We start from the raw sequence: 14073 nt of genomic DNA, 5'->3' as shown, positions 1-14073 counted from the left end.
ATGTCCTCGGGAAATGGGGTCAGCCCCGGCGCGGCGCCGGGGCCCGCCTCGGCTCACTCGACGGCGAGCGCCTTGTCGAGCAGCTCCTGGCCGTTCGGGGTCTCCTCGACGAAGACCTTGAACGCGGTCTCCTTGGCCAGCTCGCGCCAGGCCTCGAAGTCCTCTTCGCTCATCTCGGCGATCTCGACCCCGGCCTCGCGGAAGGTCTCGCGCGCCATGTCGTCGCCCTTCTTGCCCTCGGTGAGGTAATAGGCCTCGGCCTTCTCGGCCGCCGCCATCAGCGCCGCCTGCTGCTCCTCGGTCAGATCCTCGAAGGTCGTCTTGTTCATGATCAGCGGCTGGTACATGAACCACAGCGCGGTGTCGCCCGCGGGCGTGTAGCAGTCGAGCTGCTCGTAGAGCCGGTAGCTCACGAAGCTCTCGGACGAGGTGTTGGCGGCGTCGAGCACGCCGGTCTGCAGCGCCGGATAGATCTCCGACGAGGCCATCGAGGCGATCGAGGCCCCTGCCCCCGCCAGCATCTCCTCGAAGCTCTTGCCAGCGGCGCGGATCGTCACGCCCTTGACGTCCTCGGGCGCGGTGATGCAGCCCTTGTTCGAACCGAAGCCGCCGGCGAGATAGCCGTCGACCAGCACCATCACGTCATCCTCGGCCATGGTCTCGCGGATCGCGTCGCCGAACTCGGATTTCGACAGCCGGTTGCCGTGCTCGAGATTGCGCACTAGGCCGGGCATCAGGGTGAGGTTGTAGGCGGGCTGCTGGCCGCCGGCATAGCTCAGCGGCAGCACCGTCATGTCGAGCTGGCCGCGCGACAGCGGCGTGTACTGCTCGCGCGCCTTGAACAGGGTCTGGTTCGGAAAGATCTGGATCTCCAGATCGACATCGGCGGCGGCGACCTCGTCGGCCACCATCTGCGCGACCTGATGGCGCACGTCGCCCTCGGCCCATTGATGCGACAGCCGCAGAGTCTCGGCATTGGCGGCCAGCGGCGCGAGCAGCGCGGTCGAGGCCGCGAGCAGGGTGATCTTGTTCATTCTCGTCCTCCCAAACGACGCGCCGCGATGCTCCCCCATCCGACGCCGGGTCACGCTGCGCGGGATTGCATTCGGAGTCAAGCTCTCGTATACAAGAATGGCTTTTCTGCATATGCGAAGGGATCGGCGCCATGAGCCGCAGCCGCAGCGACCTGATCGCCGAGACGCTCGAGGACGAGATCCTGCGCGGCCGGTTCCGCCCTGGCACAAGGCTCGACGAGACTCGGCTGGCCGAGGAGCACGGGGTCTCGCGCACCCCCCTGCGCGAGGCGTTCCAGAAGCTCGCCGCCGCCGGACTGATCGAGCAGCAGCCGCGCCGCGGCGTCTTCGTGCGCGAGGTCGGCGCGGTCGAGCTACTGGAGATGTTCGAGGTGATGGCCGAGATCGAGGCCAGCTGCGGCCGCCTCGCCGCGCAGCGCATCACCGACGCGGCGCTCGCCGATCTCGACGCCGCCAACGACCGATGCCGCGAGGCGCTGGAGGCCGGCGAAAGCGACGCCTATTACCGCGAGAACGAGGTGTTCCACCACCTGATCTACGAACAGTCCGGCAACCGGTTTCTCGCGGCCGAAGCCGGTCGGCTGCATCGTCGGCTCAAGCCGTTCCGCCGCACCCAGCTGCATCTGCGCGGCCGCATGGCGCAGTCGATGACCGAGCATCAGGCCATCGTCGCGGCGCTGCGCGCCGGCGAGGCCGATCGCGCGGCGCGGCTGCTGCGCGAACACGTCGCGGTGCAGGGCGAGAAATTCCACCACCTGATGGCGGGGCTGCGCGCCGCCGAATAGGCGTCACTCGGGCGGCAGCTCGGGCAGCTTCTCGAACAGCCCGGGCTGCATCTCTTCCCAGAAGGCGAAGATGGCGCGGGCGTTGAGCGCGCTCTCCCAGCCATGGCGGCGGAAATCCTCGCGCTCCAGCTCGCCTTCGAGCTGGCTCAGCATCAGCCGCCGGTCGGCGTCGCGCTGGGTCGGGTTGCGCCGCTTGACCGCCTCGGCCACCGCCTGGAACCGCGCCACCCGCGCCGCACGCCGCGCCGCGCGCATGTCGATCTCGGCCTCCGCCTCGGCCTGCCGCGCGATCCGGGCATCGGCGGCCTTGCGGGCCGCGTCGCTCGGTTCGGGCGCGGGGGCCTGAGCGGGCGGCGCCCCCTCCCCCGCCCAGCCATTGTCGAGCGCGGCGCGCAGGAACCCGACTGGGCTGCGGACATTGTCGCGCCCCGACACCCAGTCGAGCTTTTCGGCCACCGCCTCGGCGCCATGCTCGGAGATCCATTGCCGCGCCAGCCGGTCCGACACGCCCTGCCCCCGCAGCCGCTCATAGACCGGCTGGCTGCGCAGCGCCTGCCCGTCATCAATGTCGAGCATGGCGAGCTGCGGGTTCTCCCGGATCAGGAATCGCAGCTCCTTGACCGAACGGCCCATGCGCTTGAACTCGGGCTCGATCAGGATGTTCGAGGAGCGGTTCACCTCCTCGACACTGGGCTTGATGACCTTGGCGTTGAGATGCTTGAAGCTGCGGTAGTAGTCGCTGTCATCCACCCCCATCAGCCGGCGGAACACCTCGAGCGGCCACCAGCCGGTCGAGCCGGTCCGCACGAAGCGGTAGCAGTTCTCGTAGAGCGCCAGCCCGTGCCCGGAGGTGAAGCGCCGCTGAATGTCGAGGTTGATCAGCGCGAAGACCCGCGGGTCGTGCAGCTTCTCGGCCAGCGCCGGGGAATAGGCATAGTCGCAGACCCCGTCGCGCAGCCGCGCATGCGCCAAGAGCGCCGAGACCCCCCATTCCTGACGCCCCTTCTCGTCGAGCATGTCCCATTCGGCCACGGTCTCGGCCAGCCCGCGCAGCGCGTCGCGCAGGCTGTCGATGTCGTTCGAGTTGTAGCCGATCATCAGGCACAGGGTGCGCGCGTCGATCCGGTGCACGCTCTGGCTCAGCAGCGTGTCATAGGCATTGAGCAGCAGCACGTTCGACAGCTTGCGCTGCAGCAGCGTCAGCTTGCCGCCGATATGGATCGCGGCGACGTTCTTCTTCACGGTGCCTCGGCGGAGCGCACCGCTCAGCCCCTCGACGTCGATCCGCGCCGGGGTCGTCGCCCTGACTTTCGTGCCCTGCGCCTGCCGTTCGCCCGCCATAACCAATCCTTTGCCGCCACCCGATCCGGCGCGTGCCGCAGGCTGCACCTTGTGGCACCTTCACGCAAGCGCGATCTGGGTACCTTCGCGCCATTCCGATCCTATCCCGTAAAAGGGTACCTTTCCGTGACCGCAGCGCGCGTTGCGCGGCCGGCATCCCGAAACCGGGTACCCTTCGCCCCGAGCAACGCGAATCGAGGCGGTTTCGGGGGCGCCGGTGGCGGCGAAACCCGTCAATATCCCCGTATCGAGGCGGGTTTCGCGACTGTTGCACGGCCCTGAATCCGGGAACCTCCGCTCCTGCAAACGGGTACCCTTGGCCCCGGAATCGGATACCCTTCGTCCCGAGAACGGGTACCCAATGGCTCATAGCCGTATGAAATAACGGGATTTCCTAGACCTAAAGACTCTAAAGATTCGAAAGATTACAAACGGCCTGCGTGCTGTTCCTTCATGGAAATTGGAGAAGAAACCGGCAGGGTTTCGCGGCGAAACCTCGAATGCCACGCTCCGACGCAGGCGTGGATCAGGGTTATTCCGCTTCACGGGATGATGTGCGACAGTTCGCTCGATAACAGCGCAAGCGGCGCACATGACAGAAGGTTTCGCATGAACAAGCGCGCGGACACGACCTCACCGCCCTTTCACAACATCGACCCGGCGCGCGCCGCCGCGCGGCTCGGTCCCCGCGTCGATACCACGCGATTCGCCAAGGCCGCCACCTTTTGCGCGCGCGGCCGCGACGACATGGCCCGGCGCGGCTACGCCCCCGACGGCACCAAGACGCTGCGCAAGTTCTCGATCTGGGAAATCACCCGCTACCTGATCCCGGTCGCCGCCGCGCATCTGCGCCGGGTGCTGAAATCGCATCCCGACCTGCCGCAGGGCGAGGGGGATGCCGGAGCCAAGTGGTTCAGCCTCGACGACGTGCTGAAGCTACGTCGGCACTTCGCCGAAGAAGGCGCGGCCAACAAGGAATACCGCCCCTGGCGCCCCGAAGGGCTGCCGGCCAAGATCGCCGCCGTCGCCAACTTCAAGGGCGGCTCGGGCAAGACCACGACCTGCGTGCATCTCGCCATGGCGGCCGCGCTCGACGGCTACAAGGTGCTGGTGATCGATCTCGACAGCCAGGCCTCGATGACCTCGCTTCTGGGCGGCAAGGTCGCCGATGAATGGCAGACCGTGTTCCCGCTTCTGGCGCGCGACTATGCCCGCGCCGTGACCCAGGAGAACCTCGTGCGCGAGGCCGAGGGCGCGCCCCCCCTGCCCCTCGACGAGACGCTGACCGAGGCTCTGGAGGTTTCGCCGCGAAACCTGATCCAGTCGACGCACTGGCCCAACATCGACCTGATCGGCGCCCAGCTGAACCTCTACTGGTCCGAGTTCCAGATCCCGGTCTGGCGCATGAACCTGAAGTCGTGGTCGCTGTGGGACGCGCTCAACAACGCGCTGAACGAGGAGGGGCTGCTCGACGAATACGACATCGTCTTCCTCGATACCCCCCCTGCCCTCGGCTACCTGACGATCAACTCGCTCTCCGCCGCCGACATCCTGCTGGTGCCCTTGGGCGCGTCCTTCCTCGAATTCGATTCCACGGGCCGCTTCTTCGACATGCTCTACTCGACCTTCGCCTCGATCGAGGAGGGCGAGAACGCGCAGCGCCGCCGCGCCGGCCTACCCGAGATGCGGTTCGAATGGGACGTGGTGCGCGCCATCATCACCCGCTACGACGCCGGGCAGCAGACCGATCTGGCGAACGTGATTCAGGCATATTTCGGCGACTTCATGACCGCCTACCGGCAGGAGTTCACCGCGCTGGTCGGGCAGGCCGGAGAGCAGATCAACGGCATCTACGAGGCGGACTACCGCGACTTCAACCGCGAGACCTATCTGCGCGGGCGCGAGGCGTTCGACCGGACCTATGCCGAATTCAAGGAGCTGCTTCTGGGCAGCTGGTACCGCGACATGATGGAAGAGCAGGAGGTGAAGGATGGCCAGACGCAGGACGCTTGAGGCGCCCGATCCGCAGGCGCTCGCCGAGATCGAGGCGGGTTTCGCCGCGAAACCGGCGCTCGGCCCCGGCGGCTTTGCCGCGCCGATCGCGCAGGTCGCGGCCGAGGCCGCCTCGGATCGCGATGCGCGCCCGACCGCCGATCGCGCCAACGCCGCGCGCACCGCGACCGAGGCCGCGTCCTGGCGCGAGGCACAGGCCGAGGGGCGGGTGATCGAGACGCTGCCGCTCGACCGGATTCAGGTGAACCACCTGACCCGCGACCGGGTCGAAAGCGATGCCGAGGCGATGGACGAGCTGGTCGCCTCGATCCGCGCCAGCGGTCAGCGCCTGCCGATCGAGGTCGTCGATCTTGGCGAGGGGCGCTACGGCCTCGTCTCGGGCTGGCGCCGGGTCCGGGCGCTGGCGCTGATCGGCGCCGAGGAGGGCACGGCGCCGGTGGCCCGCGCCATCGTGCGACCGGCGGTCGAGGCCGGCGACGCCTATGCGGCGATGGTCGAGGAAAACGAGATCCGGGCCCAGCTCACGCCGTACGAGCGCGGCCGCATCGCCGCCGTGGCGGCGCATCTCGGGGCCTTCCCCTCGATGGAGGCCGCGGTCGACGCGATCTTTGCCGCCGCGTCGAAGGCCAAGCGTTCGAAGATCCGGTCCTTTGCGCTCGTGCATTTCGAACTAGGCGACCTGCTGGCGCATGGCCGCGAGCTGAGCGAAGCGGGCGGGCTGCGACTGGCGGCCGCGCTCCGGGGCGGTTTCGCCACGAAACTGCGCGCGGCGCTGGAGCAGGGCGACGCGCAGGATGCGGCGGCGGAATGGGCGCTGATCGAACCCATTCTCGACGCCGCCGAGGCAGCCCCCAAGCCTGCACCGCGCGGCGGCCGTCCGCGCCGTCAGGCGCCGCCGCCCTTGGCCGAGGCGGTGCTGCCGAACGGCGCGCGCGCGACGGTCCGGAGCGACGGCGCGAAGCTGGTGCTGACGCTGGACGGGCAGGGGGGGCTGAGCGACAGCCAACGCCGCGACATGGCGGAGCGGTTGCTGGCCTGCCTGACCGAAGCGGGCGACGACTGAGAACTTGCAAGATCGTCCTGTAAGTCGTTGTTATGCAACGTCATTTAAGGATGTGCGGAAGCAGGGTCGGCCCTTGCTTCCGCTAGGTAATCAACAAGGTGGGGGCGCACGGCGAACCATCGCTGATTAATGCCAACGCACTGTCATTAAAACTTAATCACACCGTCGTGTTTCGCTTAGGCTGTTGGCGCAGAAGGTCGGCACCGAGACCGGCCCTGACAACCTATGGGAGGACGACACATGACACGGATAGGATTTCTGGCACTGGCCACGGCGCTGCCGGGCATGGCGCTGGCCGAGAGCCACATGGCAGAGGGCGGCCCGGCGCTGGGCTATGGCGAGCGGCCGTTCTTCCTGATCGACGCGATGGAGGAGGGCGAACTCAAGGACAAGCTGATGTCCTGCCAAGGCCAGACGCCCGAGCCCACCGCCTTTTCCATCGCGCATCGCGGCGCGCCGCTGATGATCCCCGAACACACGAAGCAATCCTATGTCGCCGGCGCGCGGCAGGGGGCAGGCATCGTCGAATGCGACGTGACCTTCACCGCCGATCACGAGCTGGTCTGCCGCCACGCGCAGAACGATCTGGCCACCACCACGGACATCCTCGTCACCGATCTGGCCGAGAAATGCACCGCCGGCTTCACCCCCGCGGGCGAGGGCAGCGACGCGAGCGCCGAGTGCCGCACCTCGGATCTGACGCTGGCCGAGTTCCGCGAGCTCAGCCCGAAGATGGACGCCTCGAACGCGGCGGCCACCACGCCCGAGGAATTCCAGGGCGGCACCGCGCCGTGGCGCACCGATCTCTACGTGGCGGGCACCGAGCTGATGACCCACGCCGAATCGATCGCACTGATCGACAGCCTCGGCGCCGATTTCACGCCCGAGCTCAAGGCGGCCTCGGTCGAGATGCCGCATGAGGGCTTCAGCCAGGAGGACTATGCCCAGAAGCTCATCGACGAGTACAAGGATGCCGGCATCGAACCCTCCAGGGTCTGGCCGCAGAGCTTCAACCTCGACGACATCAAGTACTGGATCGAGAACGAGCCGGAGTTCGGCGCGCAGGCGGTCTATCTCGACGACCGTTACGAGGCCGAGGACGAGGATGAGGGACTGATCGACCCGATGGACCCCGCGACCTTCAAGCCGACGATGCAGGAGCTGGCGGATATGGGCGTGAACTACATCGCGCCGCCGATGTGGATGTTGGTCACCACCGACGAGGCCGGAGAGATCGTGGCCTCGGCCTATGCCGAGGAGGCCAAGGCCGCGGGGCTCGAGATCATCACCTGGACGCTGGAGCGGTCGGGGCCGCTGGCCTCGGGCGGCGGCTGGTACTTCCAGTCGGTCGAGCAAGCCATCGACGATGACGGCGACACCTATGCCATGCTCGACGCGCTGGCGCAGGATGTGGGCGTCGTGGGGGTATTCTCGGACTGGCCCGCCACGGTGACCTACTACGCCAACTGCATGGGGCTCTGAGCGGCTCCAGAGAGTAGGGCAGGGGGCCGTTAGGCCCTTTGCCGAAGGTACCCGCCCGGGCGAGCTAGCTGCGCTGCGCGTCCGGTGCCTGTAAGCGAAGACGCCCTCGCGGATATCCGCGGGGGCGTTGGGCTCTTATTGTCCGTCGAGCGGACAAAGCGGGCACCGGCGGGATGACCCTTTTTCAGTTCAGGCGGTAGGAATAGACGTTGTTCAGGTAGCTTTCCGTGCCGATGCGGAAATGCGTCTCTCCGACATGCTCGAAGCCTTTCCGGAGATAGAACGCGATGGCGGACGCGTTTTCCGCGTTGGTCGTGAGCCAGACCGTATCGGCCTGCGTTGCGCGACAATGCCCGAAGGCCGCGTCGAGCAGGCGAGACCCGATCCCTTTCCCATGGTGACGCGGCTGGACGTAGAAGGTTGCGATCTGCAGGTCGGAACATCCATTCACAGGCGGCTTGCTGCCTGCGGAAACGCGGATGTATCCGTCGATGCCCTCATCGTTCTGCGACACCATCACGAACTCCGACGGATCGGCTATGAATTTCTCGGTGTTGGATGTGGTGAACGTGTCCAGGACATAGTCCGCGAAGAAGGGGCTGACGCCGCGCTTCAGATATGTGCTGATCCACACCTCCAGGGAAAGGGCGGCGATGCTCGAAGCGTCCGAAATCTGGGCCGGTCTGAGGGTCATGGCTCCGATATGCCCTTGGCCGAAGCAGGGGTAAACGCCGAATGTGGGGGGCGATACTCTTCCCACTGGTCTCAACCGCAGGCCGCCCTGCGATCCATCCGTCGAGGAAATTTCCGCCGCGCGGCCCTCGGCCGTCAGATATGCGGGATCACGAAGTCGGGGACGATGCCCGCGCGGTCGATCGCCGCGACGATGTCCTCTCCCGCCAGCGGGCCGTGATCGGTGACCAGCGCCGAGGCGAAGCCCATGGCGCGGGCGCCGAGGATGTCGGTGTGCAGGGTGTCGCCGACCATCAGCACCCGCGCGGGGGCGGGTGCGGGATCGAGCCGCGACAGGGCGAGGTCGAAGATCGCGCGGAACGGCTTGCCGCAGAACTCGGGGGCGCAGAGGCCGGCATCGGCCAGCGCATGGGCGAAATGGCCGGGTTCGAGCGTCAGCCCGCCTTCGCGCGGGGCCACAAGGTCGGGGTTGCCGACCAGTACCGGGCGCGGGTGGTCGCGCAGGCTAGCGACGAGTAGGCGCTGCCGCTCGACGGTCCAGCCGTCGGAGCCGACCAGCAGGAAGCCTTCGGCCGCCTCGTAAGCCGCCGCCTCGTCGAGCAGCAGATGCGCGTCGATCGCCTCGAACTCGCGCAGCCCGTGGCCCGGGCCCAGCATCACGCCCCAGCGGCGCGGCTTGTCGCGGCCCAGCCGGGCGAGAAGCGCCTCGCGGCTCGTCACCACCTCATCGGGGGCGAAATCGAAACCGAGCCGTTCGTAGCGCTGCATCATCGCCCGCTTGGGGTAGCCGGCCGAGTTCGAGACCACCATCACCCGCTTGCCCTTGCCGCGCAGTTCGGCGATCCGCGCAGCGGCGCCAAGGATCGGCGTCTCACCCACGTTGAGAACGCCGTAAGCGTCGAACAGCACCATGTCGAAGGGATCGGCGATGGCGCCCAGATGCGGGGCACGGCCGAAGGCGCTGCCCTCTGGCGCGTCGGGCAGCCGGTGACGGATCGCCAGATAGGCGTCGAGGGCCGTGCGCCCGCTGGGGGGCGCGCCGGTCACAGGATCCGGCGGCGCAGCCAGGCCGAGACGATCTCGCCCAGGATCACCAGTCCGAGGATCGCCAGCAGCACCGTCGCCGCCTCGCGCCAGTTGAAGGTGTCGATCGCGCCTTGGAGGATGATGCCGATGCCGCCCGCGCCGACGAGGCCGAGCACGGTGGACTCGCGCAGATTGATATCCCAGCGCAGAATCGACACGGCCCAGAATGTCGGCATGACCTGCGGCACGATCGCATAGGCGATGACCTTGAGCCGCGAGGCGCCCGTCGCCTCCAGCGCCTCGACCGGGCGCTTGTCGATTTCCTCGATCGCCTCGCCCAGGAGCTTTCCGACGAAGCCGATCGAGCGGAACATGATCGCGACGATGCCCGCGACGATGCCGGGGCCGAAGATGGCGACGAAGAGCAGCGCCCAGATGATCGTGTTGATCGAGCGCGACGACACGAGGATGAAGCGGCCGATCCAGAGCGTGGCGCGGTTCGGGGTGGTGTTCTGCGCCGCGAGCCATGCCACGGGGAGCGACAGGATCACCGCGAAGGCGGTGGCGATGGTGGCGATGTTCACCGTCTCCCACAGCACCCGCAGGATCGCGCCGAGGTTCGACGGGTCGGGCGGGATCATCCGGCCGAACAGGTCGCCCATCTGGCTGGGCGCGTCCCAGACCCAGGCCCAGATCACCTCGATCGAGGAGATCGCCCAGCCGATGGCCAGCGCGCAGGCGGCGAAGACGACGTAGCGTTGCAGCCGCTGTTTCAGGGTGAAGCGGGTCCAGTCGTCGCGACCGAGATCGGAGAGGGTCATAGGCGTTTCCTGATCTGGCCAGACACCGCCTCCGACAGGAGGATCACGCCGACGATGACCATGGTGATGGCGAGCGCGAAATCGTAGTCGTAGCGGCCGAAGGCGTTGGCCAGCGTCGAGCCGATGCCGCCCGCGCCGACGATGCCGACCACCGCCGAGGCGCGCAGGTTGCTGTCGAGCTGGTAGATGGTGAGGCCGACCTGACGCGGCATGATCTGCGGGACCACCGCATAGATCAGCGTCGACAGATAGGGGGCGCCGGCGGCGCGCATCGCCTCGACCTGTCCGAAGTCGATCTCCTCGATCCGCTCGGCCAGCATCTTGGCGACGAAGCCGATGGAATAGACGATCAGCGTCAGCACCCCCGCCAGCGGCCCGAAGCCCACCGCCTTGACGAAGATGATGGCGACGATCACGGGATGAAAGCTGCGCGCGACGATGATGATGGCGCGGCCCAGATAGAACACCGCCTTGGGCACCACGTTGCGCGCCGCCATGAAGGCGATCGGGATCGACAGGATCACACCGCCGAAGGTGGCGAGGATCGCGATCTTCAGGCTTTCGAGAAAGCCGTCGATCAGCAGGCCCGAGCGCTCGAAGCTCGGCGGGAAGGCACCGCCGAAGATCCGGCCCGCGCGCTCGATGCCCTCGGCCACCCGGATCCAGTCGATCGGCAGCCAGGCCAGGGTCCAGACCACGTAGAAGATCGCACCGCCATAGACCAGCCAGCGCAGCACCGGGTTGGCGATGAAGCTCGGCTTGCGCCAGTGATCGCGCGGCGCGGGGGCAGGGGAGGGGGCGGTGCTCACGACGCCGCCCGCATCTCGCCGGCGCGGTCGGCGGCGGGGCTGCCGGAATAGATCCGGTCCATCGCCTCCTGGTCGAGCGCGCGGGGCAGGTCGTCGAAGATGATCCGGCCATAGCGCATGCCGACGATCCGGTCGGTGTATTCCTTGGCCTCGTGAACGTTGTGGATGTTGATCAGCACCGGCAGCTTCAGCTCGCGCGAGAGGTCGCGCAACAGCCCCATGATCTGCTCGGAGGTCTTGGGGTCGAGCGAGGCGGTGGGCTCGTCGGCGAGCAGGATCTCGGGCTTCTGCATTAGCGCCCGGACCACGCCGACGCGCTGGCGCTCGCCGCCCGACAGCTCGTCGGCGCGCTTGTCGGCGTAATGGGCGATGCCGACCCGCTCCATCAGCTCGTAGGCGCGGCGGATGTCTTCGCGCGGGTAGCGCCGCATCAGCGCCGCCCAGGTCGAGATGTAGCCCAGGCGGCCGGACTGGACGTTCTCCATCACGGTGAGCCGCTCGACGAGGTTGAAGCCCTGGAACACCATGCCGATCTTGCGGCGGGCGCGGCGCAGCTCGGCTCCGCGCAGGCGGGTCAGCTCGGTGCCGTTGAGGGTGATCGAGCCGGAGGTGGGCTCCACCAGCCGGTTGATGCAGCGCAGGAGCGTCGACTTGCCCGCCCCCGAGGAGCCGATGATCGACACCACGCTTTCGCCCTCGATGGTCAGGTCGAGATTCTTCAAGACCGGTTCGCCGCCACCATAGCGCTTCACCAGATCGCTGATCTTCAGCATCGCATTCTCCTTGCGGGGTCCGGCCCCGTCACCGGGGCCGGACCCTTGCGCGTCACTCGGCCGCGAGGCCCTCGGGCGTGTATTCGACGCCATTGGCCTTCTGGATCTGCCGGATCACCGCCCACTGGTCCTCATAGGTGATGGGGATGAACTTGCTGACGCCGGTGAACTCCTCGCCGAGCGCCGTGCCCTCGAAATCGAAGCTGAAGAACGCCTCTTCGATCTTCTCCTTCAGATCGGGCGCGAGGTCGTGGGCATAGGTGTAGGAGGTGGTCGGGAAGGGGTCGCTCTCCCAGACGATGCGCACCTCCTCGGGATCGTAGAGGCCGCGCTCGGCCATCCGGTCGACCACCTCGGAGGCGACGGGGGCCGCGTCGTAATCGCCTGCCACGACGCCCAGCATCGACTGGTCGTGGCTGCCCGAATAGGTCACCTCGTAATCCTCGTCCGGCACCACGCCGAGATCCGGGAACAGCGCGCGCGGCGCGAGGTTGCCCGAGTTGGAGGTGGGCGAGGTATGCGCCACGCGCTTGCCCGCGAGATCCGAAGGCTCCTGGATGTCGCTGTCGGCCTGGGTGTAGAGCTGCAGCTTGTAGCCGAACTGCCCGTCATCCGAGCCCATGATCGCGAAGGGCACCGCGCCGGCGAGGTTCACCGCATAGGGCGTCGGTCCGGTCGAGAAGCCCGCGATATGCAGCCGCCCCGAGCGCATCGCCTCGACCTCGGCCGAGTTCGACTGCACCGCGAAGAACTGCACGTCCTTGCCCGTCACCTCCTCGAGATGGGCGATGAACGGCTCCCAGATGTCCTCGTAGATCGCCGGGTCCTCGACCGGGGTATAGGCGAAGACCAGCGTGTCGGGGTCCTTGAGCAGGCTTTCGTCGGTCGGCGCGTCGGCCACCAGATCGCCGTCGGCGTCGCAATACATCGCGTCGAGCGCGCCGCGCTCGGGGCAGTCGTCCTGCGCCATGGCCGTCGTGGCCGAAAGCGTCATCGCGGCGAGCGTCGCCGCACCCAGAATCGTCGGGGTCTTGAGCATGTCGAGTTGTCCTCCTCCCAGAGATGGTCCGGGAGACCGCTCCTCAACGGTGCCCGGATCGCAGCGATCTCAGCACTTCGGGTTTGACAGTGCAACATTTTCTTGCGTGAGAATGTGACAGCTCGGACATCGGGGGACAGGCATGGGCAGCGAGGCGCGTCCCGCCAAGGCGGAACGACAGGCACAGATCCTGATGGAGCTGAAGCTCAGGCCGCATGTGCGGATCGCCGATCTGGCGGCGCGCTTCTCGGTGACGCCCGAGACGATCCGCCGCGATCTCGGGGCGCTGGACGGGCGTGGTCAGATCCGCCGCGCCTATGGCGGCGCCACCGCGCCCTATCCCGGCGCGCGCCACGATCTGGAGGCGCGACAGGAACGCCGCGTCGACGAGCGGGCGCGGATCGGCCGCGCCGCGGCGGCGCTGGTGCGGCCGGGCGAGACGCTGATGATCGACGCGGGCGCGACGACGATCGAGTTCGCGCGCTACCTCGCCATCGCGGGCACCCCGGTGACGGCCATCACCAACTGTCTGCAGGTGGCGCAGCTTCTGGGCGGGGTGCCGGATGCGGAGGTGGTGCTCTGCGGCGGTCGGCTTCTGGCGGGGGAGGGGGCGCTGATCGGGCCCGAGGCAGTGGAATCGCTGCAGCGCTACCGGGTCGATGCCTGCTATCTCGGGGCCTCGGCGATCGATGCGGAGATGGTGAGCGAGGCTGTGCGCGGCTTCGACGCGGTCAAGCGGGCGATGCTGGCGGCGAGCGGGCGCTCGGTGCTCCTGATCGATTCCAGCAAGCATGGCCGCCGCGACTTCGCGGCGGTGGCGCCGCTGTCGAAGATCGGTCTCGTCGTTACCGACGCGGCGCCGGTGGAGGCGCTGGCGCGGGGTCTGGCGCAGCACGGCGTGGCGCTGCGGGTGGTCTGATGCGGGCGCCGCGCCCCCGGCAGGGGGGACGCGGGTGGCGCGGTCGACTCAGAGGTAGATCGAGCCGCCGAAGATCTTGCGGACCATTTCGGCGCGGGTGGTGCCGAGCGCCGCGAGATCTTCGTCGCTCATGTCGTTGAGGCGGCGGACCTGCTGCATGCGCGGACCGGCTTCGGCGATGGCGACGAGGCCGCGGCCGATATAGGCGAAGGGGGCGATGAGGATACCGGCCAGCGAACGGGCGGTGGATTGGGTCGCGGTCTGTGCCATGTGAA

The 14073-nt window shown here is 67.8% G+C and carries 14 protein-coding genes; 5 read left to right on the top strand and 9 right to left on the bottom strand.

Translation table 11 applies throughout. The features are described 5' to 3' along the window. Positions 1–53: 53 nt before the first annotated feature. Entirely contained in the window at positions 54–1034 is a 981-nt protein-coding gene (gene dctP / locus LOS8367_RS13085) for a TRAP transporter substrate-binding protein DctP (protein WP_085896971.1), read from the bottom strand. Positions 1035–1165: 131 nt separating this feature from the next. Here dctP and LOS8367_RS13080 point away from each other — a divergent pair, with 131 nt between their 5' ends. Continuing rightward, on the top strand, positions 1166–1819 hold the full coding sequence (locus tag LOS8367_RS13080) for a GntR family transcriptional regulator (RefSeq protein ID WP_085896970.1): 654 nt from the start codon (positions 1166–1168) through the stop codon (positions 1817–1819). A gap of 3 nt (positions 1820–1822) precedes the next feature. On the opposite strand, the gene LOS8367_RS13075 is transcribed toward LOS8367_RS13080, so the two are convergent. Then, positions 1823–3160, bottom strand: coding sequence for a replication initiation protein (locus LOS8367_RS13075; protein WP_085896969.1), 1338 nt, complete (start codon positions 3158–3160; stop codon positions 1823–1825). Between the two features lie 609 nt (positions 3161–3769). On the opposite strand from LOS8367_RS13075, the gene LOS8367_RS13070 reads away from it, so the two are divergent. The 3 genes from LOS8367_RS13070 to LOS8367_RS13060 all read left to right on the top strand — a co-directional run bounded on the left by LOS8367_RS13070 (position 3770) and on the right by LOS8367_RS13060 (position 7718). Further along, positions 3770–5173, top strand: a complete 1404-nt coding sequence (locus LOS8367_RS13070; RefSeq protein ID WP_085896968.1) for an AAA family ATPase — start codon at positions 3770–3772, stop codon at positions 5171–5173. Continuing rightward, positions 5151–6236: a ParB/RepB/Spo0J family partition protein gene (locus LOS8367_RS13065; RefSeq protein WP_085896967.1), complete on the top strand. Its 1086-nt coding sequence runs from the start codon at positions 5151–5153 to the stop codon at positions 6234–6236. Before LOS8367_RS13070 ends, LOS8367_RS13065 begins: the two co-directional genes overlap by 23 nt. Positions 6237–6476: 240 nt before the next feature. Beyond that, positions 6477–7718: a glycerophosphodiester phosphodiesterase family protein gene (locus LOS8367_RS13060; RefSeq protein ID WP_085896966.1), complete on the top strand. Its 1242-nt coding sequence runs from the start codon at positions 6477–6479 to the stop codon at positions 7716–7718. Between the two features lie 184 nt (positions 7719–7902). Here LOS8367_RS13060 and LOS8367_RS13055 read toward each other — a convergent pair whose 3' ends face one another. The 6 genes from LOS8367_RS13055 to phnD form a co-directional block, all read right to left on the bottom strand. Continuing rightward, a complete protein-coding gene (locus tag LOS8367_RS13055; RefSeq protein WP_085896965.1) occupies positions 7903–8412 on the bottom strand; it encodes a GNAT family N-acetyltransferase in 510 nt (169 codons plus the stop codon). 134 nt (positions 8413–8546) lie between these two features. After that, positions 8547–9458, bottom strand: coding sequence for an HAD-IIA family hydrolase (locus LOS8367_RS13050; RefSeq protein WP_085896964.1), 912 nt, complete (start codon positions 9456–9458; stop codon positions 8547–8549). Next, a complete protein-coding gene (gene phnE / locus LOS8367_RS13045; protein WP_085896963.1) occupies positions 9455–10258 on the bottom strand; it encodes a phosphonate ABC transporter, permease protein PhnE in 804 nt (267 codons plus the stop codon). The genes LOS8367_RS13050 and phnE (LOS8367_RS13045) overlap by 4 nt, the downstream gene beginning before the upstream one ends. Further along, positions 10255–11067, bottom strand: a complete 813-nt coding sequence (gene phnE, locus LOS8367_RS13040) for a phosphonate ABC transporter, permease protein PhnE (protein ID WP_085896962.1) — start codon at positions 11065–11067, stop codon at positions 10255–10257. The genes phnE (LOS8367_RS13045) and phnE (LOS8367_RS13040) overlap by 4 nt, the downstream gene beginning before the upstream one ends. Next, the gene (gene phnC / locus LOS8367_RS13035; RefSeq protein ID WP_085896961.1) at positions 11064–11840 is read right to left on the bottom strand and encodes a phosphonate ABC transporter ATP-binding protein; all 777 of its coding nucleotides are present in this window, start codon (positions 11838–11840) and stop codon (positions 11064–11066) included. The genes phnE (LOS8367_RS13040) and phnC overlap by 4 nt, the downstream gene beginning before the upstream one ends. 52 nt (positions 11841–11892) lie before the next feature. Beyond that, positions 11893–12879: a phosphate/phosphite/phosphonate ABC transporter substrate-binding protein gene (gene phnD, locus LOS8367_RS13030; protein WP_085896960.1), complete on the bottom strand. Its 987-nt coding sequence runs from the start codon at positions 12877–12879 to the stop codon at positions 11893–11895. Positions 12880–13021: 142 nt separating this feature from the next. Between phnD and LOS8367_RS13025 the strand changes: the two genes are divergently transcribed. After that, entirely contained in the window at positions 13022–13798 is a 777-nt protein-coding gene (locus LOS8367_RS13025; RefSeq protein ID WP_085896959.1) for a DeoR/GlpR family DNA-binding transcription regulator, read from the top strand. Between the two features lie 48 nt (positions 13799–13846). On the opposite strand, the gene LOS8367_RS13020 is transcribed toward LOS8367_RS13025, so the two are convergent. After that, positions 13847–14068 carry a DUF1127 domain-containing protein gene (locus tag LOS8367_RS13020; protein WP_085896958.1) on the bottom strand — a complete coding sequence of 74 codons (222 nt, stop codon included), beginning with the start codon at positions 14066–14068 and terminating at the stop codon, positions 13847–13849. Between the last annotated feature and the right edge of the window lie 5 nt (positions 14069–14073).

The organism is Limimaricola soesokkakensis (assembly GCF_900172345.1).
Classification (GTDB): Bacteria; Pseudomonadota; Alphaproteobacteria; order Rhodobacterales; family Rhodobacteraceae; genus Limimaricola; species Limimaricola soesokkakensis.
Note: the sequence above shows the minus strand (reverse complement) of the source record. Positions and strands in the feature narration are given on the sequence as shown.

What these genes read in the sequence shown, in the direction of transcription:
- dctP (WP_085896971.1), bottom strand. Translation starts at nt 1,034, where the DNA reads ATGAACAAGATCACCCTGCTCGCGGCCTCGACCGCGCTGCTCGCGCCG.
- LOS8367_RS13080 (WP_085896970.1), top strand. Translation starts at nt 1,166, where the DNA reads ATGAGCCGCAGCCGCAGCGACCTGATCGCCGAGACGCTCGAGGACGAG.
- LOS8367_RS13075 (WP_085896969.1), bottom strand. Translation starts at nt 3,160, where the DNA reads ATGGCGGGCGAACGGCAGGCGCAGGGCACGAAAGTCAGGGCGACGACC.
- LOS8367_RS13070 (WP_085896968.1), top strand. Translation starts at nt 3,770, where the DNA reads ATGAACAAGCGCGCGGACACGACCTCACCGCCCTTTCACAACATCGAC.
- LOS8367_RS13065 (WP_085896967.1), top strand. Translation starts at nt 5,151, where the DNA reads ATGGCCAGACGCAGGACGCTTGAGGCGCCCGATCCGCAGGCGCTCGCC.
- LOS8367_RS13060 (WP_085896966.1), top strand. Translation starts at nt 6,477, where the DNA reads ATGACACGGATAGGATTTCTGGCACTGGCCACGGCGCTGCCGGGCATG.
- LOS8367_RS13055 (WP_085896965.1), bottom strand. Translation starts at nt 8,412, where the DNA reads ATGACCCTCAGACCGGCCCAGATTTCGGACGCTTCGAGCATCGCCGCC.
- phnE (WP_085896963.1), bottom strand. Translation starts at nt 10,258, where the DNA reads ATGACCCTCTCCGATCTCGGTCGCGACGACTGGACCCGCTTCACCCTG.
- phnC (WP_085896961.1), bottom strand. Translation starts at nt 11,840, where the DNA reads ATGCTGAAGATCAGCGATCTGGTGAAGCGCTATGGTGGCGGCGAACCG.
- phnD (WP_085896960.1), bottom strand. Translation starts at nt 12,879, where the DNA reads ATGCTCAAGACCCCGACGATTCTGGGTGCGGCGACGCTCGCCGCGATG.
- LOS8367_RS13025 (WP_085896959.1), top strand. Translation starts at nt 13,022, where the DNA reads ATGGGCAGCGAGGCGCGTCCCGCCAAGGCGGAACGACAGGCACAGATC.
- LOS8367_RS13020 (WP_085896958.1), bottom strand. Translation starts at nt 14,068, where the DNA reads ATGGCACAGACCGCGACCCAATCCACCGCCCGTTCGCTGGCCGGTATC.